Annotated in this window: 19 protein-coding genes; 13 read left to right on the top strand and 6 right to left on the bottom strand. The window is 70.1% G+C overall.

What is annotated here, in order from left to right:
• Positions 1 to 10: 10 nt before the first annotated feature.
• The gene (lhgD, locus tag OJ997_RS13385) at positions 11 to 1210 is read right to left on the bottom strand and encodes an L-2-hydroxyglutarate dehydrogenase (RefSeq protein ID WP_270025611.1); all 1200 of its coding nucleotides are present in this window, start codon (positions 1208 to 1210) and stop codon (positions 11 to 13) included.
• Positions 1207 to 2880 (bottom strand): L-arabinonate dehydratase, encoded by a 1674-nt coding sequence (araD, locus tag OJ997_RS13390; protein ID WP_270025612.1) that lies wholly within the window; start codon positions 2878 to 2880, stop codon positions 1207 to 1209. Before araD ends, lhgD begins: the two co-directional genes overlap by 4 nt.
• 14 nt (positions 2881 to 2894) lie before the next feature.
• Between araD and OJ997_RS13395 the strand changes: the two genes are divergently transcribed.
• The 9 genes from OJ997_RS13395 to OJ997_RS13435 all read left to right on the top strand — a co-directional run bounded on the left by OJ997_RS13395 (position 2895) and on the right by OJ997_RS13435 (position 10974).
• Positions 2895 to 3590, top strand: coding sequence for a ribonuclease activity regulator RraA (locus tag OJ997_RS13395; RefSeq protein WP_270025613.1), 696 nt, complete (start codon positions 2895 to 2897; stop codon positions 3588 to 3590).
• Between the two features lie 13 nt (positions 3591 to 3603).
• Positions 3604 to 4359, top strand: coding sequence for a GNAT family N-acetyltransferase (locus tag OJ997_RS13400; RefSeq protein ID WP_270025614.1), 756 nt, complete (start codon positions 3604 to 3606; stop codon positions 4357 to 4359).
• A gap of 22 nt (positions 4360 to 4381) precedes the next feature.
• Complete coding sequence (locus OJ997_RS13405; protein ID WP_270025615.1) at positions 4382 to 5884, top strand: metallophosphoesterase family protein; 1503 nt, start codon at positions 4382 to 4384, stop codon at positions 5882 to 5884.
• A 12-nt stretch (positions 5885 to 5896) separates the two neighbouring features.
• On the top strand, positions 5897 to 7108 hold the full coding sequence (locus OJ997_RS13410; protein WP_270025616.1) for an adenosylmethionine--8-amino-7-oxononanoate transaminase: 1212 nt from the start codon (positions 5897 to 5899) through the stop codon (positions 7106 to 7108).
• Positions 7105 to 7692 (top strand): dethiobiotin synthase, encoded by a 588-nt coding sequence (bioD, locus tag OJ997_RS13415; protein ID WP_270025617.1) that lies wholly within the window; start codon positions 7105 to 7107, stop codon positions 7690 to 7692. Before OJ997_RS13410 ends, bioD begins: the two co-directional genes overlap by 4 nt.
• Positions 7689 to 8678 carry a biotin synthase BioB gene (gene bioB, locus OJ997_RS13420; RefSeq protein WP_270025618.1) on the top strand — a complete coding sequence of 330 codons (990 nt, stop codon included), beginning with the start codon at positions 7689 to 7691 and terminating at the stop codon, positions 8676 to 8678. Before bioD ends, bioB begins: the two co-directional genes overlap by 4 nt.
• Positions 8675 to 8839, top strand: coding sequence for a biotin synthase auxiliary protein BsaP (bsaP, locus tag OJ997_RS13425; protein ID WP_270025620.1), 165 nt, complete (start codon positions 8675 to 8677; stop codon positions 8837 to 8839). Before bioB ends, bsaP begins: the two co-directional genes overlap by 4 nt.
• The gene (locus OJ997_RS13430) at positions 8818 to 9942 is read left to right on the top strand and encodes an aminotransferase class I/II-fold pyridoxal phosphate-dependent enzyme (RefSeq protein ID WP_270025621.1); all 1125 of its coding nucleotides are present in this window, start codon (positions 8818 to 8820) and stop codon (positions 9940 to 9942) included. The genes bsaP and OJ997_RS13430 overlap by 22 nt, the downstream gene beginning before the upstream one ends.
• 69 nt (positions 9943 to 10011) lie before the next feature.
• Positions 10012 to 10974, top strand: a complete 963-nt coding sequence (locus OJ997_RS13435; protein WP_270025622.1) for a TerC family protein — start codon at positions 10012 to 10014, stop codon at positions 10972 to 10974.
• Here the strand turns inward: OJ997_RS13435 and OJ997_RS13440 are convergent.
• Positions 10919 to 11908, bottom strand: coding sequence for a C45 family autoproteolytic acyltransferase/hydrolase (locus OJ997_RS13440; protein WP_270025623.1), 990 nt, complete (start codon positions 11906 to 11908; stop codon positions 10919 to 10921). The two genes, OJ997_RS13435 and OJ997_RS13440, sit on opposite strands and share 56 nt — an antisense overlap.
• Positions 11905 to 12696, bottom strand: a complete 792-nt coding sequence (locus OJ997_RS13445; RefSeq protein WP_270025624.1) for a polysaccharide deacetylase family protein — start codon at positions 12694 to 12696, stop codon at positions 11905 to 11907. Before OJ997_RS13445 ends, OJ997_RS13440 begins: the two co-directional genes overlap by 4 nt.
• Positions 12697 to 12727: 31 nt before the next feature.
• Between OJ997_RS13445 and OJ997_RS13450 the strand changes: the two genes are divergently transcribed.
• The 4 genes from OJ997_RS13450 (at position 12728) to OJ997_RS13465 (ending at position 18584) form a co-directional block, all read left to right on the top strand.
• Positions 12728 to 13981 carry a sensor domain-containing phosphodiesterase gene (locus OJ997_RS13450; protein WP_270025625.1) on the top strand — a complete coding sequence of 418 codons (1254 nt, stop codon included), beginning with the start codon at positions 12728 to 12730 and terminating at the stop codon, positions 13979 to 13981.
• Between the two features lie 36 nt (positions 13982 to 14017).
• Positions 14018 to 15751 carry a hypothetical protein gene (locus OJ997_RS13455; RefSeq protein ID WP_270025626.1) on the top strand — a complete coding sequence of 578 codons (1734 nt, stop codon included), beginning with the start codon at positions 14018 to 14020 and terminating at the stop codon, positions 15749 to 15751.
• A 65-nt stretch (positions 15752 to 15816) separates the two neighbouring features.
• Positions 15817 to 17001: a S8/S53 family peptidase gene (locus tag OJ997_RS13460; protein WP_270025627.1), complete on the top strand. Its 1185-nt coding sequence runs from the start codon at positions 15817 to 15819 to the stop codon at positions 16999 to 17001.
• A complete protein-coding gene (locus OJ997_RS13465) occupies positions 16998 to 18584 on the top strand; it encodes a hypothetical protein (protein ID WP_270025628.1) in 1587 nt (528 codons plus the stop codon). Before OJ997_RS13460 ends, OJ997_RS13465 begins: the two co-directional genes overlap by 4 nt.
• On the opposite strand, the gene OJ997_RS13470 is transcribed toward OJ997_RS13465, so the two are convergent.
• Both OJ997_RS13470 and OJ997_RS13475 read right to left on the bottom strand, forming a co-directional pair.
• Positions 18581 to 20377, bottom strand: coding sequence for a putative bifunctional diguanylate cyclase/phosphodiesterase (locus OJ997_RS13470; protein WP_270025629.1), 1797 nt, complete (start codon positions 20375 to 20377; stop codon positions 18581 to 18583). The two genes, OJ997_RS13465 and OJ997_RS13470, sit on opposite strands and share 4 nt — an antisense overlap.
• Positions 20378 to 20440: 63 nt before the next feature.
• Complete coding sequence (locus OJ997_RS13475; protein WP_270025630.1) at positions 20441 to 21823, bottom strand: acyl-CoA synthetase; 1383 nt, start codon at positions 21821 to 21823, stop codon at positions 20441 to 20443.
• Positions 21824 to 21874 lie beyond the last annotated feature (51 nt).

The following is a 21874-nucleotide window of genomic DNA, read 5'->3' on the forward strand; positions in this document are numbered from 1 at the left end:
AGGGTAGCGACTACGCGGCGTCGAGTCGATCTGCGATCAGCTTCGCGATGGCCAAGGACGAGGTTGCGGCCGGGGATGGGGCGTTGCGGACGTGCAGGATGCCCGGCGTGGAGCCAAAGGCGAAGTCGTCGAGGAGGGCGCCCGAGCGATCGACCGCTTGGGCGCGGATGCCGGCCGGACCCGGCTCGACGTCGGAGGGACGCAACGCCGGGACGTAGTCGGCGCACGCGCGCACGAAGGAGGCGCGGCGGGCGGCGAAGTGCATCTCGGTCAGGCCCGTGCGCCAGAAGCGGCGAGCCATCCGCCAGGTGCCGGGCCACCGGAGTGTCGAGCCGAGGTCGAAGCGGTTGACCGTCGATAGCGAGTACGCGGTCCTTGATGGCGCGAGCAGGGCGGTCGGGCCGAGCCAGATGTCGCCGCTCACGGTCTTGGTCAGATGCACGCCGAGGAAGGGCAAGGACGGGTCCGGGACGGGGTAGATCAGGGAGCGGACCAGGTGGCGCGCCTCGGGCTTGAGCTTCGCGTAGCCGCCGCGGAACGGGATGATGCGCGGGTCGTCGGAGCCGCTCGACGCTGCCGCGAGGCGGTCGGACCAGAGGCCGGCGCAGGCGACGGCGCGGCGTGTGGGGATGTCGCCCTCGCTCGTGGAGACGACCGTCGTCGAGCCGTGGCGGGTGATGGAGCGGACGGCGACGCCGGTGTGGATCGAGGCGCCGAGGGCGCGCAGCTCGGACGCCATGACTCGGGCGACGGCGGCGAAGTCGACGATGCCCGTCTCGGGGGAGTGAAGAGCGGCGGCGCCCACCGCGTGCGGTTCGAACTCGGGGATCTCAGAGCCCGCGACGCGGCGCAGACCCGGGACCGCGTTCGCGATCCCGCGGCGCTCCAGCTCGTCCAAAGCCGCGAGCTCCGACGCGTCACGAGCGATGATCAACTTGCCGCACTTCTCGTACTCGATCCCGTGCTCGTCGCAATACGCGTACAGCTCGGCTCGGCCCGCCGTGCACAGCTGGGCCTTCAAGGAGCCAGGCTTGTAGTAGATGCCCGCGTGGATGACGCCGGAGTTGTGGCCCGTCTGGTGCTGCGCGACCTCGGTCTCTCGCTCGAGCACGAGCACGCGCGCGTCCGGCGACCGGAGCAGCAGCTCGCGCGCGGTGGCCAGGCCGAGGATGCCCGCCCCGACGACGACTACTTCCCAGGGCTGGGTCAATGGATCGCGGGTTCGTCCACGCCGCCGGCGCCGTGGAGGAAGTCGAAGTCGCAGCCCTCGTGGGCCTGGGTGACGTGCTTCGCGAAGAGCTGCGCGTAGCCGCGGGTGGCGGGGAACTCGCGGGGCCTCCAGGCGGCTCGGCGGGAGGCGAGGCCGTCGTCGGAGACGTTCAAATCCAGACGGCGTCCCGGGACGTCGAGCGTGATCGAGTCGCCGGTGCGGACCAAAGCCAAGGGCCCGCCCACGAACGACTCCGGTGAGACGTGCAGGACACACGTGCCGTAGGCGGTGCCGGACATCCTTGCGTCGCTGATCCGGACCATGTCGCGCACACCCTGCTCCAACAACTTCTTGGGGATCGGCAGCATCCCCCACTCCGGCATGCCGGGCCCACCCAACGGCCCCGCGCTGCGCAACACCAGGACGGAGTCGGCGGTGACGTCCAGATCGGGATCGTCGATGCGTGCGGCCATGTCGTCGTAGTTCTCGAACACGACCGCCGGGCCGGTGTGCATCAACAACTCAGGCGACGCCGCCGAGTGTTTGATGACCGCACCGTCGGGCGCCAAGGACCCGCGGAGGATCGCCAGGCCGCCTTCCTGCTTCAACGGGTTGTCCAGCGGCCGGATGACATCGTCGTCCCACACGGCAGCGCCCTGCAAGGTCTCGTGAAGCGAGTAGCCACTCACGGTCGGGACGTCGTGCAACGACAGGCGCGACATCAGGCCGCGCAGGCCGCCCGCCTCGAAGAAGTCCTGCATCAGGTACTTCCCGCTCGGCCGCAGGTTCGCCAGTACCGGGACCTCGCGCGACAGACGGTCGAAGTCGTCGACCGTGACCTCGATGCCCGCGCGCCCCGCCATCGCGACCAGATGGATGACGGCGTTGGTGGAACCGCCCAGCGCCAGCACGACCTTGATCGCGTTCTCGAACGACTCCACCGACAAGGGCGACGAAGGCAGCGACACGATCCGCCGACCGGACGCGACCGCCATGCGCGGGTGGTCGCTGTCCGCAGCCGGGATCGACGCCGCGCCCGGCAGAGACAGCCCCAGGGCCTCGACCGCCGAGGTCATGGTCGACGCCGTCCCCATCGTCATGCAGTGCCCGGGCGACGAGGCGATGCGCTCCTCGGCCGAGTGCCAGTCGGCCTCGGTGATCTCGCCGGCCCGCAGCTCGTCCCAGTACTTCCAGACGTCCGAGCCCGACCCCAACGTCGTCCCGCGCCAGGACGCGTTCAGCATCGGCCCGGCCGGCACAAAGATGAACGGCAACCCGGCGCTCACAGCTCCCATGACCAGCGCGGGCGTGGTCTTGTCGCACCCGCCCATCAGCACGGCGCCGTCGAACGGATACGAGCGCAGGAGCTCCTCCGTCTCCATCGCCAGGAGGTTGCGGTAGAGCATCGTCGTCGGCTTCATGAACGGCTCACTCAGCGACAGCGCCGGCACTTCCAGCGGAAATCCGCCGGCCTGCCAAACGCCCCGCTTCACATCTTCCGCCCGCGAGCGCAGATGCGTATGACACGGGTTGATCTCCGACCACGTGTTCACCACGGCGATCACGGGCTTGCCCGCGAAGTCCTCCCGGTCGAAGCCCATCTGCAGGGTTCGCGAACGGTGCCCGAACGACCGCAGGTCGTCGACGCCGAACCATCGGTGGCTGCGCACGTCAACATCGTGCCATGGACGCGCGCACGATCGAGCTGCTCAAGCAGGTCAGCACCGCCACGGTCTCGACACAGCTCCTGTCACGAGGCCTGAGGAACACGTTCCTGCACGGGATCAGGCCGGTCACGGCGCACCGGATGGCGGGACCGGCGTTCACGCTGCGGTACATCCCGGCGCGCGAGGACATCGACGTGCTCGCCGTCTACCAGGACTACGACCACCCGCAGCGCAAGGCGGTGGAGACGGTCCCGCCGGACCACGTGCTCGTGATGGATTGCCGCGGGCAGGGCCGGGCCGCAAGCGCGGGGGCGATCCTGGCGACCCGATTGCAGGCTCGCGGTGTCGCGGGGCTGGTCACCGATGGGACGCTCCGCGACACGCCCGAGATCGCGAAGCTCGACCTTCCCGTGTACGCGCAGGGCGCCAGCCCGCTGACCAACCTCGCCCAGCACCACGCGGTCGACCTGAACGTGCCGATCGGCTGCGCGGAAGTCGCGGTCTACCCGGGCGACATCATGGTCGGCGACGCGGAGGGCGTCGTCTGCGTGCCCCAGCACCTGGCACAAGAAGTTGCCGAAGCGGCGTTCGAGCAAGACCAGCTGGAGGCGTTCATCCAAACCGAGATCGCCGGCGGCAAGCCCCTCAGAGGCACGTATCCGCCCGACGAAGCCACTCTGGCGCGATACCACCAGCACCGGCGCTCCCAGTAGCCTCCCCGCGATCATGGACGACGCGGAGCTCAAACGCCGCCTGTGGGAAGGCTTCGCCGGCCTGCAGACCCTGCTCGGCTCCAGCGCGAAGAACGGCTTCGTGATCCGGCGCGAGGGACTGCTCGCGTCGATCGTCCCGAGCGCGCCCGACTCGCCCGCGCTCAACGCGGCGGTCGCACTGGATCCGAGCGCCGCCCCGCGCTACCTCGAGGAGCTGGAGGTCCGGTACGGCGACGCAGGTGTCCGCCGCTGGGCCGTCTGGGTCGACGGCGCCGCGCGCGAGGTGACGAGCGAGCTACGCCACGCCAACATGGCGATCGCGTCCGCCTCGCCGGGCATGGGCGCCGTCCTGAGCGACCTCAAGATCGACCTGAGCACCGCGAACCCGCGACCGAACGCGAACCTGCAGGTGGTCGGGCGCGTCAACGACCTCGCGTACGGGAACGTCGACAGCCGGCTCGAGCGCACGCTGAACACGCTCGAAGAGGGCACGCTGCGCGGGTACAAGGCCGACCTCAACGGCGCTCCGGCGTCCGTCGCGCTCGCCCTGCACCACGGGCAGGACTGCGGGGTCTCGTTCGTCGCGACCGTCCCGCAGGCGCGCCGGCACGGCCTCGCCACGCAGGTCATGCGCAGCGCGCTCGCCGACGCCCAGCGCCAGCAGCTGACGACTATCACGCTTCAGGCGACCGAGCTAGGGGAACGTCTGTACCAGCAGCTAGGTCTCAGACGCCTCTCACCGATGGAGTTGTGGGAACGGCGGCGATGACCTCGTACGTTGGTAGTGCTGTATGGCAGTTGCAGAGGGACGAGTTCCCACATGGGCCCGGCGTGACCTGAAGAGCCGCCTGATCACCTACGCGCGGCGCGCGCTCTCGCTGATGCTCGTCGTCGTCGCGACGTGCGCCGGTGGGTACCTCGCCCTCGTCGGCTACCAGCAGACCGCCGAGCTCTCCGTCGGCGAGATCCGGATGTCGGTCTCCCCCGGCCATCGCGGGGCGCTCGACGTCTACGTCCCGCTCGTGGACTGGGGCGCGCGCTTCGAGGCGATCGACGCGCCGGTCCGGCTCCGGGTCGACCTGCAGACCGTCAACCGGCGTGTCGCGACCTCCCTCGCCGAGGGCAAGCCGCTCGACGTCGAGCAGGTCCGCAAGGACGCCGAGGGCGCGCTGCGCACGTACCTGATGCGCCTGATCGGGCTGACGATCGCCGCGGCGTCCGCGCTCGGCCTGCTCGTCGCCTTCGCCATCCGCAGCCGGGTTCCGCGCCTGCGCTGGACGGCGCCGACCGCGATCCTCGTGGCGATCGGGATCGGCGTCGCGATGATCTTCACGATCCCGCCGCGCGGGGAGATCGCCGACCCGCAGTACTACGCGCACGGCCCCGACATCCCGCGCGCGCTCGAGGCGGTCGCGGCCGCGCAGCGCACGCCCGGGGCGCTCAACCAGGAGCTCGACGCGCAGCTCGTCGGCCTCGCCCGGCTCGTGATCGAACCGGGAAGGCGTCAGAGCCTGACCGGCCAGCCGACCATCACGGTGGCGTCCGACCTGCACAACAACACGGTCGCGCTGGGCGTGCTCGAGCGGGCCACCGGCGACGGCCCGCTGTTCTTCGTCGGCGACCTGACCGACCGCGGCTCGCCGCTGGAGACGACCCTCGTGCGCCGGATCGCCCACATCGGCGACCCGTTCGTGTTCGTCTCCGGCAACCACGACTCGGACTACCTCAAGCACGAGCTGGCGGACGAGGGCGCGGTCGTGCTCACCCAGAACGGCCGGCTCAAGCGGGACGGCACGTTCGGGCCGGTCATCAACGAGATCGCCGGCCTGAAGGTCGCGGGCTACGACGACCCGTTCGAGCGACGCAGCGCCGACTCGTTCCGCGACCGCTTCGACAACAACCCGCAACCGGGCATGCAGGAGGCGTTCCTGGAGTGGCTGCGGCCGCTGCTCGGCAAGGTGGACGTGGTGATGGTCCACGAGGGCGCGCTGCTGGGCACGGCGCTGCAGGTGCTCAAGGACGACCCGCCGGAGCGCCCGATCGTGTTCCTGATCGGCCACACGCACCAGACCGCGCTCGAGCAGCACCCCGGCGTGACCGTCATCAACGGCGGCAGCATCGGCGCCGGCGGGACCGGCAACCTGGGCGAGAGCACCGCGCTCAGCCTCGCCCGCTTCGTGTTCACCGTGCGGCCCTCGTTCCAGCCGCTCGCGGCCGACCTGGTGTCGATCGACCCGGGCACCGGCAACTCCTCCGCGCGGCGCGTGATCTTGGAGCCGGAATCGACTCGATAGGGTCGGGCGTCTGTGAACGCCGACCTGCTCGAGCTCGACCGCACCCGCATCTGGCATCCGTACGGCCCGATGCCCGCGGCCAGCGCGCCGCTCCCCGTGGTCTCCGCGGAGGGTGTGCGGCTGACGCTCGCCGACGGCCGTGAGCTCGTGGACGGCATGGCCTCGTGGTGGTGCGCGATCCACGGGTACCGCCATCCGGTGATCGACGCGGCCGTCCAGGACCAGCTCGGCCGCATGTCCCACGTGATGTTCGGCGGGCTCACGCACGAGCCGGCGATCCGCCTGGCGGAGCGGCTGACCGACTGGACCGGGCTCGATCACGTCTTCTTCGCGGACAGCGGGAGCGTCTCGGTCGAGGTCGCGATCAAGCTCGTGCTGCAGTCCTGGCACGGTGAGCGCCGTCAGCTGCTGACGTGGCGCGGCGGCTACCACGGCGACACGTTCGGCGCGATGGCCGTCTGCGACCCCGACGGCGGGATGCACTCGATGTGGAAGGGCTCGCTGGCCGAGCACGTCTTCGCGCCGCTGCCGGAGTGGACGCCGGAGTGGGAGCTGGAGGTGCGGCGCCTCTTCGATGAGCACGACTTCGCCGGCGTGATCGTCGAGCCGATCGTGCAGGGCGCGGGCGGGATGCGCTTCCACCCGCGCGAGTGCGTGCAGCTGCTGCGCGACCTGTGCGACGAGCACGGCGTCCCGCTCGTGCTGGACGAGATCGCGACCGGGTTCGGGCGCACGGGCACGTTGTTCGCGGCGGCCGAGCTGGCCGACGTGCTGTGCCTCGGCAAGGCGCTCACCGGCGGCTACATGACGCTTGCGGCGACGCTGTGCCGCGCGGAGCTCGCGGCGAAGATCGACGGCCCCCTGATGCACGGCCCGACCTTCATGGCCAACCCGCTCGCGATCTCCGCGGCGCTCGCCTCCACCGGGCTGCTCGAGGACGGCACGTGGAGCGAAGACGTGGCGCGGATCGAACGCGGCCTGGCCCAGCTCCACGACGCCCAGGACCTGCCCGGAGTGAAGGACGTGCGCGTGAAGGGCGCGATCGGCGTGATCCAGCTCGACCACCCGATTGACGGGGTCGCAGCCACCCGGGCAGCGGTGGAGCACGGCGTCTGGCTCCGGCCGTTCCGCGACCTCGTGTACACGATGCCTCCCTACGTGACCGACGACGAAGACATCGCGCGCATCTGCCGCGCCGCCATCGCGGGAGCGGCAGCCGGATGAGGCTCGTCGTGACCGGAACCGACACCGGCGTCGGCAAGACGATCGTCTCTGCCGCCCTCGCGCGCCCGGGCGCCGCGTACGTCAAGCCCGCGCAGACCGGCGATGACGACGACGCGGCGACCGTCGCGAAGCTGTCCGGCGCCGAGGTCCACACGCTCGCCCGCTACCCCGAACCGCTCGCGCCCGCCACCGCCGCACGCCGCGCCGGCCTCCCGCCCGTCACCCCGCTCCAGGTCGCCGAGTTCGTCCGCACGCTGCAGAACGACCTCGTGATCATCGAAGGTGCCGGCGGGCTGCTCGTGCGCTTCGACGAGGCGGGCGGCACGATCCTCGACGTCGCCGCGCTGCTGAAGGCGCCGATGATCGTCGTCGCGCGCGCCGGTCTCGGCACGCTCAACCACACCGCCTTGACGGTCGAGGCGATCAAGCGCCGCGGCGTGACCTGCCTGGGGATCATGATCGGCTCCTGGCCACGCGATCCGGACCTCGCCGCCGAGTGCAACTTGGAAGACCTCACTCAGATCGCTCCCGTCCTCGGGAGGATCCGGGAGGGAGAATTCACGACCATGGAGCTGCCCGCATGATCCTCGACATCGCCCGTGAGCAGGTCCTCGAGCGGGGGATCGGCCTCGACGAGGCGCAGACGCTCGAAGTCCTGCGCCTGCCCGACGAGCGGGTCGACGACCTGCTGGAGCTCGCCCACGACGTCCGCATGCGCCACTGCGGGCCCGAGGTGGAGATCGAGGGCATCGTCTCGATCAAGACCGGCGGCTGCCCGGAGGACTGCCACTTCTGCTCGCAGTCGGGGCGCTTCGAGACGCCCGTACGCGCCGTGCGGCTGGACATCCCGTCGCTGGTGGAGGCCGCGCGCGAGACCGCCGCGACCGGCGCGACCGAGTTCTGCATCGTCGCCGCCGTCCGCGGCCCCGACAAGCGGCTGATGGAGCAGGTCCGCGAGGGCGTCATTGCCATCACGGAGAGCGTCGAGATCAACGTCGCGTGCTCGCTCGGCATCCTCACCCGCGAGCAGGCCGAGGAGCTGCGCGACCTCGGCGTGCACCGCTACAACCACAACCTCGAGACGGCGCGCTCGCACTTCTCCAACGTCGTCACCACGCACACGTGGGAGGAGCGCCGCGAGACGCTGGCGCTCGTCCGCGAGATGGGCATGGAGCTCTGCTGCGGCGGGATCATCGGCATGGGCGAGTCGCTCGAGCAGCGCGCCGAGCTGGCCGCGCAGTTCGCCGAGATCGACCCGCACGAGGTGCCGCTGAACTTCCTCGACCCGCGCCCCGGCACGCCGTTCGCGGGCTACGAGCCGGTGCCGGCGATGGACGCGCTGCGGACGATCGCCGCGTTCCGGCTCGCGCTCCCGCGCACGATCCTGCGCTTCGCGGGCGGACGGGAGTTGACGCTGGGCGACCTCGGCGCGCGCCAGGGCATGGTCGGCGGCATCAACGCCGTCATCGTCGGCAACTACCTGACGACGCTGGGCCGCTCGCCGCAGGAGGACCTCGACCTGCTGGCGGAGCTCTCGATGCCCGTCAAGGAGCTTTCGAAGACGCTGTGAGCTACTGCCCGGGGTGTGGGAAGACGGTCGAGGAGGCCGGGCACGAGACGTGCGTGCGGGCACTCGACCCGCCGCGCTGGTGCGTGCACTGCGGGCGCAAGCTCAAGGTCCAGGTGCTCCCGACGGGCTTCAAGGCCGCATGCGTGAGCTGCCCGACGTAGCGCCCGAGCTGCGGCGCTTCCTCCGGGAGGTTCAATCCGCGCAGGGTCCGCGCGTGACGCTCGACGGCCGCGACGTGCTCCTGCTCTGCTCGAACGACTACCTCGGGCTGGCGGGCGATCCGCGCGTGGCCGAGGCGGCGGGCGAGGCGGCGCGGCGATGGGGCGCGGGCGCCGGCTCCTCCCAGCTGGTGAGCGGGCATATGAGCATCCACCGCGAGCTCGAGGAGCGGCTGGCCGACCTCAAAGGCACCGAGGCGTGCCTGCTGTTCGGCTCCGGCTACCTCGCCAACACGGGCGTGGTCGCGGCGCTGGCCACCGACGGCGTGGTCGCGTCGGACGCGTTGAACCACGCCTCGATCATCGACGGCTGCCGGCTCGCGCGGGCGCGCACGGTCGTGTACGAGCACGGCGCGGTGCCGGAGGGCGCGGACGTGATCGTCACCGACGCCGTGTTCTCCATGGACGGTGACGTGGCGGACCTGGAGGGCTTGGTCGAGACGGGCGCGCGCGTGATCGTCGACGAGGCGCACGCGACGGGGGTCGTGGGGCGCGAAGGCCGGGGTCTCGTGCACGAGCTGGGGCTGCAGGACCACGTCATCACGATCGGCACCTTGGGGAAGGCGCTCGGCTCCTACGGCGCGTTCGTGTGCTGCTCGCGCGAGGTCGCCGACTACCTGGTCAACCGGGCGCGCACGCTGATCTACTCGACCGCGCTGCCGCCGCCGTCGATCGGGGCGGCGCTCCGCGCGTTGGACCTGATGGATGCGGAGTTGATGGCGCGGCTGCACGCGAACGCGCGCGAGCTGCGGGCCGCGCTCGGCGTCGAGGTGAGCGACATGCCGATCGTCCCGCTGGTGATCGGCGAGCCCGACGACGCGATGGCCGCGTGCGCCGACGCGCTCGAGGAGGGCGTGTTCGTCCAGGCCATCCGTCCCCCCACCGTGCCGGACGGGACGTCCCGTCTACGGGCGGTCGCAACCGCCGCTCACGACGTGGTTGAACTCCGTCACGCCGGGGCAACATTGCATGAGAAGGCGATGAGCTATCGTCTCTCCGGAAGGGAAGTAGTCCCGACGGGTGGCGTTCGTCAGCACGGCCGATAGGCCCGGCGCCACCGGCCGGATTGCGGCGGACGAAACCTTCTCCCTTACCTGCCTGGAGAAGGACAACCTGTGTTTGCCGCTAGTTCTGCAAATGAGCTGAACCTGGACATCAACCTCGCGACCTGGGGCATCCTCGCGGGCGTGATCGTCGTCATGGCGATCTTCGACCTCGTGATCTATGCCCGCGGGCACGTCCCGAGCGTGCGCGAGAACACGATCTGGTCGATCGCGTGGATCGCCGTCGCGCTGATCTTCGGCGCCGTGTTCTGGTGGTGGCAGGGCGGTGAGGCCGGCTCGCAGTTCTACGCCGGTTATCTGCTCGAGCGCTCGCTGTCGCTGGACAACATCTTCGTCTTCGCGGTGATCCTGAGCTACTTCGCGGTGCCCGGCCAGCACGCGCAGGCCAAGGTGCTCGCGTGGGGGATCATCCTCGCGCTGCTGCTGCGCCTCGTGTTCATCATGCTCGGCGCGGCGCTGCTGGACGCGTTCCACATCACCTTCTACTTCTTCGGCCTGATCCTGCTCTACACGGCCTGGAAGCTCGCCCGCCACGACGACGCGGAGATCGAGCCCGAGCACAACCCGGCGCTCAAGTTCATCCGCAAGCACGTGACGATGTCCGAGGAGTACGACGGCGAGAAGGTCTTCACGAAGGTCGACGGCAAGCGCATCGCGACGCCGCTGCTCGCCGTGTTCATCGTGATCGCGACGACCGACATCATCTTCGCCGTCGACTCGATCCCGGCGATCTTCGCGGTCACGCAGGAGTCGTTCATCGTCTTCGCCGCCAACGCCTTCGCGCTGATCGGCCTGCGCGCGCTCTACTTCCTGCTCGTCGGGCTGATGGACAAGTTCGTCTACCTCACCCAGGGCCTGTCGTTCATCCTTGCGTTCATCGGCGTGAAGATGCTCCTGGTGGACATCTGGCACGTGCCGATCTGGCTGTCGCTCGGCGTGATCGTCGTGACGCTCGCGCTCACCGCGCTGCTGTCGATGCGAGCCGATCGGAAGAAGACGGCGTCGGCAGCTTGATCTCGACGTGCTCGTGGCTGCAGGGCGGACCTGCGGCCACGTGCAGTCGGCGCTTCTCGAGGTTCATGACGACCGAGGCGACCGTGACGGTCCGATCGACCCACGGGTCCTGGGGATCGACGTGGCGGCAGACGCCCCGCGGGTGGCCGGCGTGGGAGCGGAGCGCGTCGAGCAGCGGCTCGGACTTCACGATTTCCAGCCGCTGGTGCGTGGTCGGGGACTCGAGTGCCATGACGTCGGTGCCCGCTTTGGGTGGCTCGATGAAGTGGTTCGTGTGGGCGCCGACGGCACCGCGGATGACGTTCGCGCCGCCGGGGCTGAGCTCCACGTGGGCGACGTCGCCGGGGGTCGCGACGGTGATAGCGCTCGAGGCCGTGACGCGCGCGTTCGTGAGGAGCGCGATCGCGTCGTCGACGGTCTTCGTGCTTGTCAGGACCTCGCGGAGCAGGATGTGGATCGGGGTGCCGTCCGTGCCGCCGTCGGCGGTCGTGCGCAGGATGTTCAGGCAGACGCCGAGGCCCGCGTCGTTGAGGCCGATCTTGGCGAGGATGCCGGCTTCCGTCACGGTCGCGAACCAGGTGGATGGCGTTTCCACGATCCAGATCACGGTCGACGCTGAGAGGTCCGGGTGCCAGTCCCAGTTCTGGGCGAGCAGGCCGCCGGCGCCCTGGACGGAGCACTCGTCGGCGCCGTTGAGAATCTCGGTTCTCGCGTTGACGGCGCGGAGGAAGGCGGGGTCGACCTGCGCGCCGCGCGCGATGGCGTCGATCTCCTCATGGGGCGGGAGCGTGCCCGGCGGCGTGACGCCGCGCTCGGCGAACATGCGCTCATAGACCGCGACCGTGTGCTGCACCTGCGTCGCCATGGCGCGTCCGAACGCCTCGCCGCGGGCTGCGGGCGTGGCCTCGTCCGAGCGGTGGACGGGGAACGTCATGAGGTCACGAAGGCTGCCACATCGGCGTGCGTCGCGAACCACACGTCGGCGCGTTGCTTGATCTCGTCGATCAGGCGGTCGATGAGCGCGATCCGGTGGCCGCGGCCGATCACCTCGGGGTGCATCGTGTAGGTGAGGTGGCGGCGTTCCTGGTGCGCCGACTCGAACTCCTTGAGCCACGTGTCGAGGAAGGCCTCGGGCGCGGTGAACGCGTCGCCGCGGCCGGGCTTCCAGTGCAGGTGCGGCCAGTCGTCGAGGCTCCAGTGGACCGGGAGCTCGATCAGGTCGTTGCCGAGCAGGTACGGGCGGTCGTCGCCCATCAGGCTGGAGTCGTACGTGAAGCCGTGCTCTCTGAGGAGCTGCAGCGTGATCGGCGTGAGCTCCCAGCTGGGGCTGCGGTAGCCGATCGGGGTTTGGCCGATGGTCTGCACGAGCGCCGCTGTGCCTCGTTCGATCTCCTCGCGCTGTTGCGCTTCGGTGGCGCCGTCGCTGCGCAGGTGCAGGTAGCCGTGGTGGCCGATCTCGTGACCTTCGGCGGCGATGCGCTTGATCGCGTCCCGGTGCAGCTCGGCCGTGTAGCCGGGGACGTAGAACGTGGCCTTGATGTCGTGCTTCGCGAGTGTGCTGAGGATGCGCGGCAGTCCGCGCGTGATCCCGTACCGCGCCTCGCTCAGCGTGGAGAGGCGGTCCTTGTAGGCCGGGTCCTCGCCGAGCCAGCCCGATTCGGCGTCGACGTCGAACGTCAGAGAAATAGCCGTTCGGGCGTTATTCGGCCAATCCGCTCGCACTTCTGCAGATTGTGGCCGAAGACAAGGGGAGATGACCGCCATCCTCCAGGAGGCCGCCCGCGCCGCTGAGCTGCGCGAGATTCTCGACGCCGGCCTCATCCGCTCCCTGTACCAGCCGATCGTCGACCTCGACACCCGTGAGGTCGTCGGCTACGAAGCTCTGGCGCGTGGCCCGGTCGGGTCCGCTCTGGAACGCCCTGACCTGCTGTTCGCCGCCGCCCGGTCGTCGGGGTTGCTGGCGGAGCTCGAGTGGGCGTGCCGCGCCGCCGCCCTGAGCGGCGCGCTGGACGCCCGTCTGCGCAAGACGCTCTTCGTCAACGTCGAGCCGTCGCTGCTCGACACGCCCGTCCCGGATTCGCTCAGCGAGCTGATCGCCCGCGCCACGCGTGAGCTCGACGTCATGATCGAGCTCACCGAGCGCGCCCTGACCGACAAGCCCGCCGAGGTGCTCGCCCGCGTCCAGGCGATGCGCGCGGGCGGTCTGATGATCGCCCTGGACGACGTCGGCGCCGACCACCGCTCCCTCGCCCTGATGCCCTTCGTGAACCCGGAGGTCATCAAGCTCGACCTGCGCCTGGTGCAGGAGAACCCCTCGCCCGCGATCGCCGCCATCGTGCACGCGGTCAACGCCGAGGCCGAGCGCTCCGGCGCCGTCCTGCTGGCCGAAGGCATCGAGACGGAAGCGCAGCTCGAAGTCGCCCGCGCCCTCGGCGCCCGCTACGGCCAGGGCTGGCTCTTCGGCTATCCCGCCGAGCTGCCCACCGGCACCCAGCCGCTCCCGACCCCGCTCGCCCCGCGCCGCGTCTCCTCGCCCGTGCCGCCGAGCCCGTACCGCGCCGTCGCGGCCCGCGTCCGCCCCCGCCGCGGCACCAAGGGCCTGCTGCTCGCGATCTCCAAGCACCTCGAAGCCCAAGTCGCCGCCCAGGGCGAGTCCGCCGTCGTCTTCGCCGCCTTCCAGGAAGCCCGCCACTTCACCCCGCGGTCAGCCGCCCGCTACGAGGCCCTGGCCTCCTCGGCGGCCCTGGTCGGCGCGCTGGGCGTGGGCCTGTCGGCCGAACCGGTCCCCGGCGTGCGCGGAGCGTCCCTGGACGCTTCCGACGCCCTCGCCGGCGAGTGGAACGTGACGGTCATCGCCCCCCACTTCGCCGCGGCCTTCGTCGCCCGCGACCTCGGCGACACCGACTGCCCCGACATGGAACGGCGCTTCGACTTCTGTCTGACCTACGACCGCGACCTCTCGATCGAGGCCGCGCGCGGGCTGCTCGCCCGAATCGCCCCGCGGTAGGGGGAGAACATTCACTGCCCCCGCCTATAGGGGGCAGTGAGCTACTCCATTGGGTTGCAAATCGGGCGGCGATTTGGAAGCTTGCCGCCCATCAGACGCTTCGCTACCACTCAGGCCGCACTGATCGCGCTGATGCTCGCGCTCCTGTGGTGCGGCGAAGCGCGAGCCGGGACGATGTACGTCTACTCGTGCCACGGCCCTTCCGGATTGCCAGTCGGTACGAGCGGCTGGGCTCCCATGCCGGGCGCTTCGCGTTCGGAGGTATCGAACGACTGCGTCTCAGGACCGCACGGAACGCTGTTCGCCCAGGCGGTCGGAGCTCAGCCCTTCGCTGGCGCGAAGCACATCTGGTGGGCGTTCACGGCGGCTCGCGATACCGCCATAAGCGGCTTCTCCGTATCGGCGTGCGGCAAGATCGACGGCACGTGGGTCTGGATCAATTGGGACCGCCCCGTGCCCAAGCTCAACACCAGCCCTGTGCGGCTCCCGGAATCCCTGGGGATCAACTCGGATATCGGCTGCCACGGACAACCCCCGTACTGGACCGAGTCCAGGAACGTCGTCCAGCGTCAGGGACTAGCAACTTCGCAGCTGTTCTTCGTCGCGACCTGCGGCCTATGCGACTTCGACTTCCTTCGGGGAAGCATCGAAGTCAGCAGTTTCCGCGCTGACATCCGCGACGATGCCGCTCCGATTGTCAGTGCCGTCCGCGGACCGCTCGTCACGAACGTCTCGCATGCTGGCGTCGAGAGCGTCGAGTTCGACGCGTCCGATGCCGGAGTCGGCGTCTACCGCGCGATCGTTGAAGCACGCATTCTCGGTCAAGGCAAGTGGATCGAGCTCGCCGCTACCCCTATCGGCAGCAGCCGCGCCAGCTGCATCGAGGCCGACATGACTGCGCACAGGTACGAGTTCGACGATCCGCAACCTTGCCCGCTTGCTGTGTCAGGAGCGAAGCTCGACTTCGACGCTGGCCTACTTCCGCCGGCCGAGCATGAGTTGACAGTCGCCGTCGAAGACGCAACTGGCAACCGGACTTCTGTGATCACACCGCGCAAGTTCGCAGTCGCTGCGCCTGCCGGTTCCGCTTCACCAGCGCTCGCGGCGCCGTTGGCTCGAGCCATCACGCCTCGCCCCGTCGTTCTCCGGATCGCCGACGGCTCGCGTCGTGCACTGTCGTCGGCCGAGGCCTTCCGGGTACGAGGCACGCTCACCGAACCCGACCATCGACCACTGGCCGGCGTGTCGCTGACGCTTCGCACACGCCCGTTCCTCCCGAAGCCGGGGGTCTCCACTGGGTCCTGGGCCACCGTCGGAAACGTCATCACTGGACCGGATGGGAAGTTCGATGCCCGCATTCCCAGGGGCGAGTCCCGAACGGTTCAGATCACGCGCGACGAGGCAGACGGTCTCATCGGCGTCGCGGCGCAGGTCGATGTTACGGTCCCTGCACAACTCACCGCCAAGGCGGCCTCTACCCGCATTCGCAACGGTCGCTCCGCAGTGCTTACCGGTCTTGTCGCAGGCCCGATTCCGTCCGGCGGAGTCCTGGTCGCGCTCGAGGTTCGAGAGCCAGGCCGCTGGATTCCCGTTGCCACGACCCGTCGGTGGGTGAGGACCACCGCGGCTGGACGGTTCAAGCTCGCCTACCGGTTCCGCCGCACGTTCGAGCCCGCGACGTACCGCTTCCGCGTCGTCGCGGCCGAAGACTCGGCCTTCCCCTACACTCGCGGCGTCAGCCGAACGATCACCGTGCGCGTGAGGCCATGAACCGCATCTTCGTCCTCACCGTCGTCCTCGCTCTCGCCCTCGCTGCTCGCGCCTCAGCTGAGCCGGTGGAGATCACCGCGCAGACGAAGGCCGCGAACGCCGAGTTCCTCCTACGCGCAACGCCGCCCACGACACCGGCGGCCATCTGCCTCGTCGACACGGGCGTGAACGCGAACCCGGACACGGCGAACGTCTTCTCGCGGCTGTCGCTCTACGGCCTTGATGGCACGGACGCGAGTCCCTCCCTCCACGGCACGCAGATGGCGATGCTGATGGGCGCTCCGTCGAACGGCTTCGGCATGGTGGGTCTCTGGCCGGCCGCTCGGATCGTCAGCGTCCAGGCGAACGATCCGGGACAAGACGCGGCGATCCCGGATGCCTACTCGACCGGGATCGACGAGTGCGCAACCCGGTCGATGACGGATCAGGTGCGCGTGATCGTCGTCACATTCGCGACCGAGGTGCCGCTCACCAGCCCCGAGCGCGCGTTCCTCAACGACGCGGTCAAGCGCGCACGGGAGCTCGGCGTCAACGTCGTCATCGCTGGAGGCAACCTCAACGGGCGGCCCATCGGCGCCCCGGCGGATGCGCCTGGCGCCATCTCGGTCGGTGCGCTCGACGCGACGACCGGAAGCCTGTGCGCGACGAGCGCGACCGGGACGACGCTGCTCGCCCCGGGATGCTCGATCGACGGGGCCCTTCCGAACTCAGGAGCGCCGACCACGAGCCAACAAGGCACGAGCGCGGCAGCCGTGTTCGTCGCCGTCGGCCTTGCCGCCCTCCGGACCTGGCGCCCTGACCTGACGGTTGCCGCTGCCGAGGAGTTGATCGTCAACGCGGCGGTGCCCGTCGCGTCGGGGCGACGTCTCGACGCCGCTGCCACGTTCACCGCGGCAGGACTTGGGGGAGTCGCCCAACCGCCGGTCCCCACACCAACCGTCGCGCCTTCGCCGGTTCCGACGGCAACCCCTGGCCCGAAGAAGCCAAAGCTGGTGAAACCGCGTGCAACCGCTCGGCTCCGCGGACGCGTGCTCACGGTCCGCAGCATCAACCGCCCAGCGAAAGCACGGATGCGCGTGACCGTGTACGCGCGAGACAGCAAGAAGCGAACTCGCCGCATCGCCCGCAAGACCGTGCAAGCGTCGTCGGTTCGAGTCCGGGTCCAGCGGTGGTCGCGTGTGGAGGTCCAGTTCTCAGACCCGACGGGCGCGCGACTGGCGAGTTCCACGACGACCGTGGTCAGGCGATGAAGTCATTCGCGATCGGCCTCATGGTCGCTGCCCTCGCGGCGTGTGCGACTGTCGCGCACGCCGGTGTCTATGACGTGCGTCTGTGCGCCTCGGGAGCAGCAGATCCGGCCTGGGTCTCCCAGTCCACCGCCTCGTCGCTCTCGGCGACGAGACAGTGTCAGGCTCAAGCGAACGCTCAAATCAGCGGCTTCGCGGTACGTGACCGATCTGGTGTGCCAACGACCGCTGCCGGTGGCGAGGCGACGTGGTCCCTGCGTCCGCCTGCAGGCGCGACCATCCGTGCGCTGTCGCTCCAGCGGTTCTTGGGGAACCGCTCTGGGTGGGAAGCGGCCATCGTCACGGCCGAAGGGACCGCCCTGGAGACGTGCCCGATCGTCAGTGGATTCGTGTGCAGTCGCGGAGCCGCGGCGGGCGGAGCGAACTCGGTGACATTCGGCAGTCTGGCGACGTCGGGCATCACATTTCGCCTGAAGTGCGTCGCCGGCAGCTCGTGCATCAATGGTTCCGACGACCCTCGTGGGTGGGTCGCCGTGTACGGCGGTACTGCGCGTGTCGAGGACCCTGCGCTGCCTGTGATCGGGGCGTTCAGCGGGACGTTTGGGGACGCTGGGTGGCACAAGGGCTCGGACACCGTCGGCGTGTCTGCCACGGACGCCAGCGGCGTCAAGCAGTTGCGCATCGTTGTGCGCGGGATTGAGCTCGGGCGCAAGGACGGGGCGTGCGACTACACGCGGATGCAGCCATGTCCGTCAGCGCTCGACGGGACGTTCAGCTTCGACACATCGCGGGTCGTGGACGGCACGCATGAGCTGCAGGCGATCGCCGCGGATGCGAGCGACCAGACGGCCGTCGTAACCGGGACGTTGCGAGTCGATCGGAACGCGCCGCTCGCACCGAAGGACCTCAGCGTCACCGCGGCTGACGACGGGTCGTACGACGTTAAGTGGGTCAATCCGGATCAAGGGACGGCCTCGCCGATCGTGGCCGCGCGGTACGCGATCTGCGACCCCGCGCCGGGGTTGACGTGCCAACCCGCGCAGCGTGTGGCGGGGCCCGGGATCGCGAAGCTCAGCGGAGTGACGGTTACCGGGAAAGGAACGTTCCGGCTGTGGCTCGAGGATGAGGCCGGGAACGTCGATCCGGGGAACTCGAGTGTCGCGCCCGTGGACCCGGGGCTGCGGACGAACCCACGGGTGCTGGATACGAACCCGCCGATCCTGCTGCCGAGCGGGCCGACGCCGGCGTCGAAGTTGAAGATCGGGAAGGCGCGGCGGTCGGGTTCGACGCTCACGCTCTCCGGGACGATCGCGCGGGGCGCGTCGGCTCGGATCAGCGCGCAGCTCGCACGCAGCAAGAGCGGCAAGGCAATCGCGTCCGGGCGCACGAGTCCGCGAACCGGGAAGTGGACGATCAAGGTCAAGCTGTCGTCGACGCTCCGCCGCGCGGGCGCGATCTACCTGACGCTCACGTTCGCCGGGCAGGACAACTTCCGCAAGACGACGATCAAGCGGAAGCTGTCGCGGCGCAGCACGTCGGGCGGAAGCAGCACCGCCAACGAGTTCAGCGTCGAGACGGGTCGCTAGAGCGAGACGGCTGAGCGGGTCGCCACTCCCGTCAGCTCCGACGCCGGGACGGGGCGCCCGAACAGGAAGCCCTGGCCGAGGCGACAGCCGAGGGCGCGCAGCTCGTCCGCCTGCTCCTCGGACTCGATGCCCTCGGGCACGAGCACCAGACCGAGGGATTCGCCCATGGCCACGATGGCCTGCAGCAGCGCGCCGTCCTCGCAGGCCTCCTGGGTGAAGGAGCGGTCGATCTTCAGGACGTCCATCGGGAAGCGGCGGAGGTAGCTCAAAGAGGAGTAGCCCGTGCCGAAGTCGTCGATCGCCAGGCGGATGCCGAGCTTGCGCAGCGCCTGCAACCGCTCGGCGGAGTCCTCGCCGACCAGGGACGACTCGGTGACCTCCAAGACGAGCCGCGACGACACCAGCGACGCGTCGCGCAGCGCGCAGGCGACCTCCTCGACGAAGCCCTCCTGCTCGAGCTGGGCGCTCGCGACGTTCACGCTCAGGTAGGGCGCGCCCGCCCAGGCCGTGGCGGTGCGACACGCCTCGCGCAGGACCCAGCGGCCCAACGGCACGATCAGGCCGGTCTCCTCGGCCAGCGGGATGAACTCGCCCGGGCCGAGCAGCCCGCGCGTCGGGTGCTGCCAGCGGACCAGGGCCTCGAAGCCGGCGACGCGCCCCAGGTCCAGGTCGACGATCGGCTGGTAATGCAACACGAGTTCTTCCTTCTCGATCGCGCGCTCGAGCTGCTCGCGGCCGTCGAGCCGGGCAAGGGCGTGGACGTGCATGTCGGCCGTGTACACGGCGAAGCGGTTCGTGCCGGCGCCCTTCGCCGCGTACATCGCGAGGTCGGCGTTGCGCAGCAGCTCGTCGCCGGAGTCCGTCGCCGCGATGCCGATCGAGGCGCGCAGGTGCAGGCGCTTGCCCTCCAGCATCACGGGAGCGGCCAGCGCGGCGAAGAGCCGGTCGACCAATGACTGCGGGTCGACGACGTCCAGCGCGAGCACGGCGAACTCGTCGCCGCCCAGCCGCGCGACGGTGTCCGTGGCGCGCAGGGCGTGCCGGAGGCGCTCGCCGCAGATCTCCAGCAGCCGGTCGCCGGCGGCGTGGCCCAACGAGTCGTTGACGCGCTTGAAGTCGTCGAGGTCGAGGAAGGCGACGACGGCGGGCTCGCGGCGCTCGAGCACCTGCGCGATGCGCTCCTCGAACAGGGCGCGGTTGGGGAGTCCGGTCAGCGGGTCGGCGAACGCGAGGCGCTGCAGCTCCTCGTCGCGCACGCGGCGGCGGCCGGCGCGGTCGAGCAGGGCGAGCAGCGCCGTCAGAGCGATCACGCCGACGACCATCATCCCGAGCGTGCCGGCCCAGGCCAGGCGTTCGCTGCGCTCGGAGACCGCATCGGCGCGCACGGCGGCGACGCGCAACGCAGTCCGGATCGTGTCGAAGTCCACGGCGGCGTCGAGCCGCTCGGCCGCCTCGAAGTCGCGAGCCCGCATCATCGCGAACTCCTCCTCGATCAGCGGCTTGTAGGGCTTGAAGCGCTCGGCGATCGGCGCGACGCCCGGGACGCCCTCGCCCACCAGCACGTCGAGCTCACGCGTCATCCCGTCGAGCAGGACCGTCAGCTCGGACTGGACGGTGAGCGGCACGCGGCCTTGCTCGTTGGTCTCGGACTCGAGCGCGTCGATCCGGTTCGCGCTGGACTCGAGCTCGATCAGCACCTCGTAACGATCCCGCTGCTCGCCGGACCGCAGATGGAGCAGGGCGATGCCGGCGCCCGCCGCGAGAGCGACGAGCGCGACCACGGCCGCGATCATGAAGGTGCGCCTGCCCAGCATCTCCCCTGGGTGGTCGGCGCGAACGGACCGAGCTTTACCGGTTCACGACCCCAACGCCTTCTTGGTGACCTTCCCCATCGCGTTGCGAGGCAACGTTTCCAGGTACCGGACGTCGCGGGGACGCTTGTGCGGTGTGAGGAGCCGGGCCACGTGATTGGCGAGCTCCTCCGCCGACGGCTTCTCGAAGCCCTCCTCGACCACGACCCACGCGATGATGCGCTCGCCGAGGTCGTCGTCCGGCTCACCCGTCACCGCCGACTCCGCGACCGCCTCGTGCTCGTTCAGCGCGTTCTCGATCTCGCCGGCGCCGATCTTGTAGCCGCCGCTCTTGATCAGGTCCGTCGCGCGCCGGCCGACGATGCGGATGTAGCCGTCCTCCGCACGCGTCGCGACGTCCCCCGTCGCGAACCACCCGTCACGGAACGCCTCCGTCGTCGCGTCCGGCCGGTTCAGGTACTCGAGGAACAGGTTGTTCCCGCGCACCTGGATCTCGCCGACCGTCTCGTCGTCCCAGACGTCGAGCTCGTCGCCGGCGTCGTCGACGAGCCGCACGTCGACACCGTCCAGCGGCACCCCGACCGTGCCCGGCCGCCGGTCGCCGTCCGCCCGGATCGCCGTGTTCATCAGCGTCTCGCTCATCCCGTAGCGCTCGACCACCTCCTGCCCACACGCCGCCTTGATCCGCGCGTGGTCCGCCGCCGGCAACGCGGCGCTCCCGCTCACCAGCAAGCGCGCGCCCGCGAACGCGGAAGCCAACGACGAATCCGCTTCCAGGTCCGCCGCAAGCCGGTGGTACATCGTCGGCACCCCGAACAGCATCGTGGCGCGCCCCCGTAAGGCGTCCGCGGCGGCGCCTGAGGAGAACTTGCCCAGGTGCCACGATCCGCCGCCGAGCCGCAGCGGCCCCAGCGTCCCGAGGATCAGCCCGTGCACGTGGAACAGCGGCAACCCGTGAGCGACCACATCGGAACCCGTCCAGCCCCATGCGTCCGCCAGCGCATCGAGGTTGCGGGCCAGCGCCCGCCGCGGCAGCACGACCCCCTTCGGCGGCCCGGTCGTCCCCGACGTGTAGACGACGATCGCCGGGGCTTCGTCGTCGGGCTCCTCGGCCGGCCACTCCCCCGCATGGGTGAGGTCCACATCGTCGAGGATGAGGTCCGGCGAGGAGTCCGAGAGGATGTGCTCGAGCTCCCGTTCGCCCGACTTCGGGTTGATCGGCACGATCGGCACCCCGGCGGCCAGCGCGCCGACCACCGCAACCACCGTCTCCAGGCGGGTTTCCGCCACCACCGCCACGCGCGCCGCCCCGCTCACGCGCGCGCACACCGCACCCGCGGCGGACGCCAGCTGCGCGTAGGTCAGGGTGTCATCTCCCACCCGGATCGCCTCGGTTTCACCCGGGTCACGCAAACCTGTCAAAAGCACATTCGAAGTTCTACCCCTTGCAGAGTCACCGAGTCGTGCCGATGACAGGAC

Source organism: Solirubrobacter phytolaccae (genome assembly GCF_027587195.1).
GTDB lineage: Bacteria > Actinomycetota > Thermoleophilia > Solirubrobacterales > Solirubrobacteraceae > Solirubrobacter > Solirubrobacter phytolaccae.

What these genes read in the sequence shown, in the direction of transcription:
- bioB (WP_270025618.1), top strand. Translation starts at nt 7,689, where the DNA reads ATGATCCTCGACATCGCCCGTGAGCAGGTCCTCGAGCGGGGGATCGGC.
- OJ997_RS13465 (WP_270025628.1), top strand. Translation starts at nt 16,998, where the DNA reads ATGAAGTCATTCGCGATCGGCCTCATGGTCGCTGCCCTCGCGGCGTGT.
- OJ997_RS13395 (WP_270025613.1), top strand. Translation starts at nt 2,895, where the DNA reads ATGGACGCGCGCACGATCGAGCTGCTCAAGCAGGTCAGCACCGCCACG.
- OJ997_RS13440 (WP_270025623.1), bottom strand. Translation starts at nt 11,908, where the DNA reads ATGACGTTCCCCGTCCACCGCTCGGACGAGGCCACGCCCGCAGCCCGC.
- OJ997_RS13470 (WP_270025629.1), bottom strand. Translation starts at nt 20,377, where the DNA reads ATGATCGCGGCCGTGGTCGCGCTCGTCGCTCTCGCGGCGGGCGCCGGC.
- OJ997_RS13400 (WP_270025614.1), top strand. Translation starts at nt 3,604, where the DNA reads ATGGACGACGCGGAGCTCAAACGCCGCCTGTGGGAAGGCTTCGCCGGC.
- OJ997_RS13405 (WP_270025615.1), top strand. Translation starts at nt 4,382, where the DNA reads ATGGCAGTTGCAGAGGGACGAGTTCCCACATGGGCCCGGCGTGACCTG.
- OJ997_RS13430 (WP_270025621.1), top strand. Translation starts at nt 8,818, where the DNA reads ATGCGTGAGCTGCCCGACGTAGCGCCCGAGCTGCGGCGCTTCCTCCGG.
- OJ997_RS13450 (WP_270025625.1), top strand. Translation starts at nt 12,728, where the DNA reads ATGACCGCCATCCTCCAGGAGGCCGCCCGCGCCGCTGAGCTGCGCGAG.
- bioD (WP_270025617.1), top strand. Translation starts at nt 7,105, where the DNA reads ATGAGGCTCGTCGTGACCGGAACCGACACCGGCGTCGGCAAGACGATC.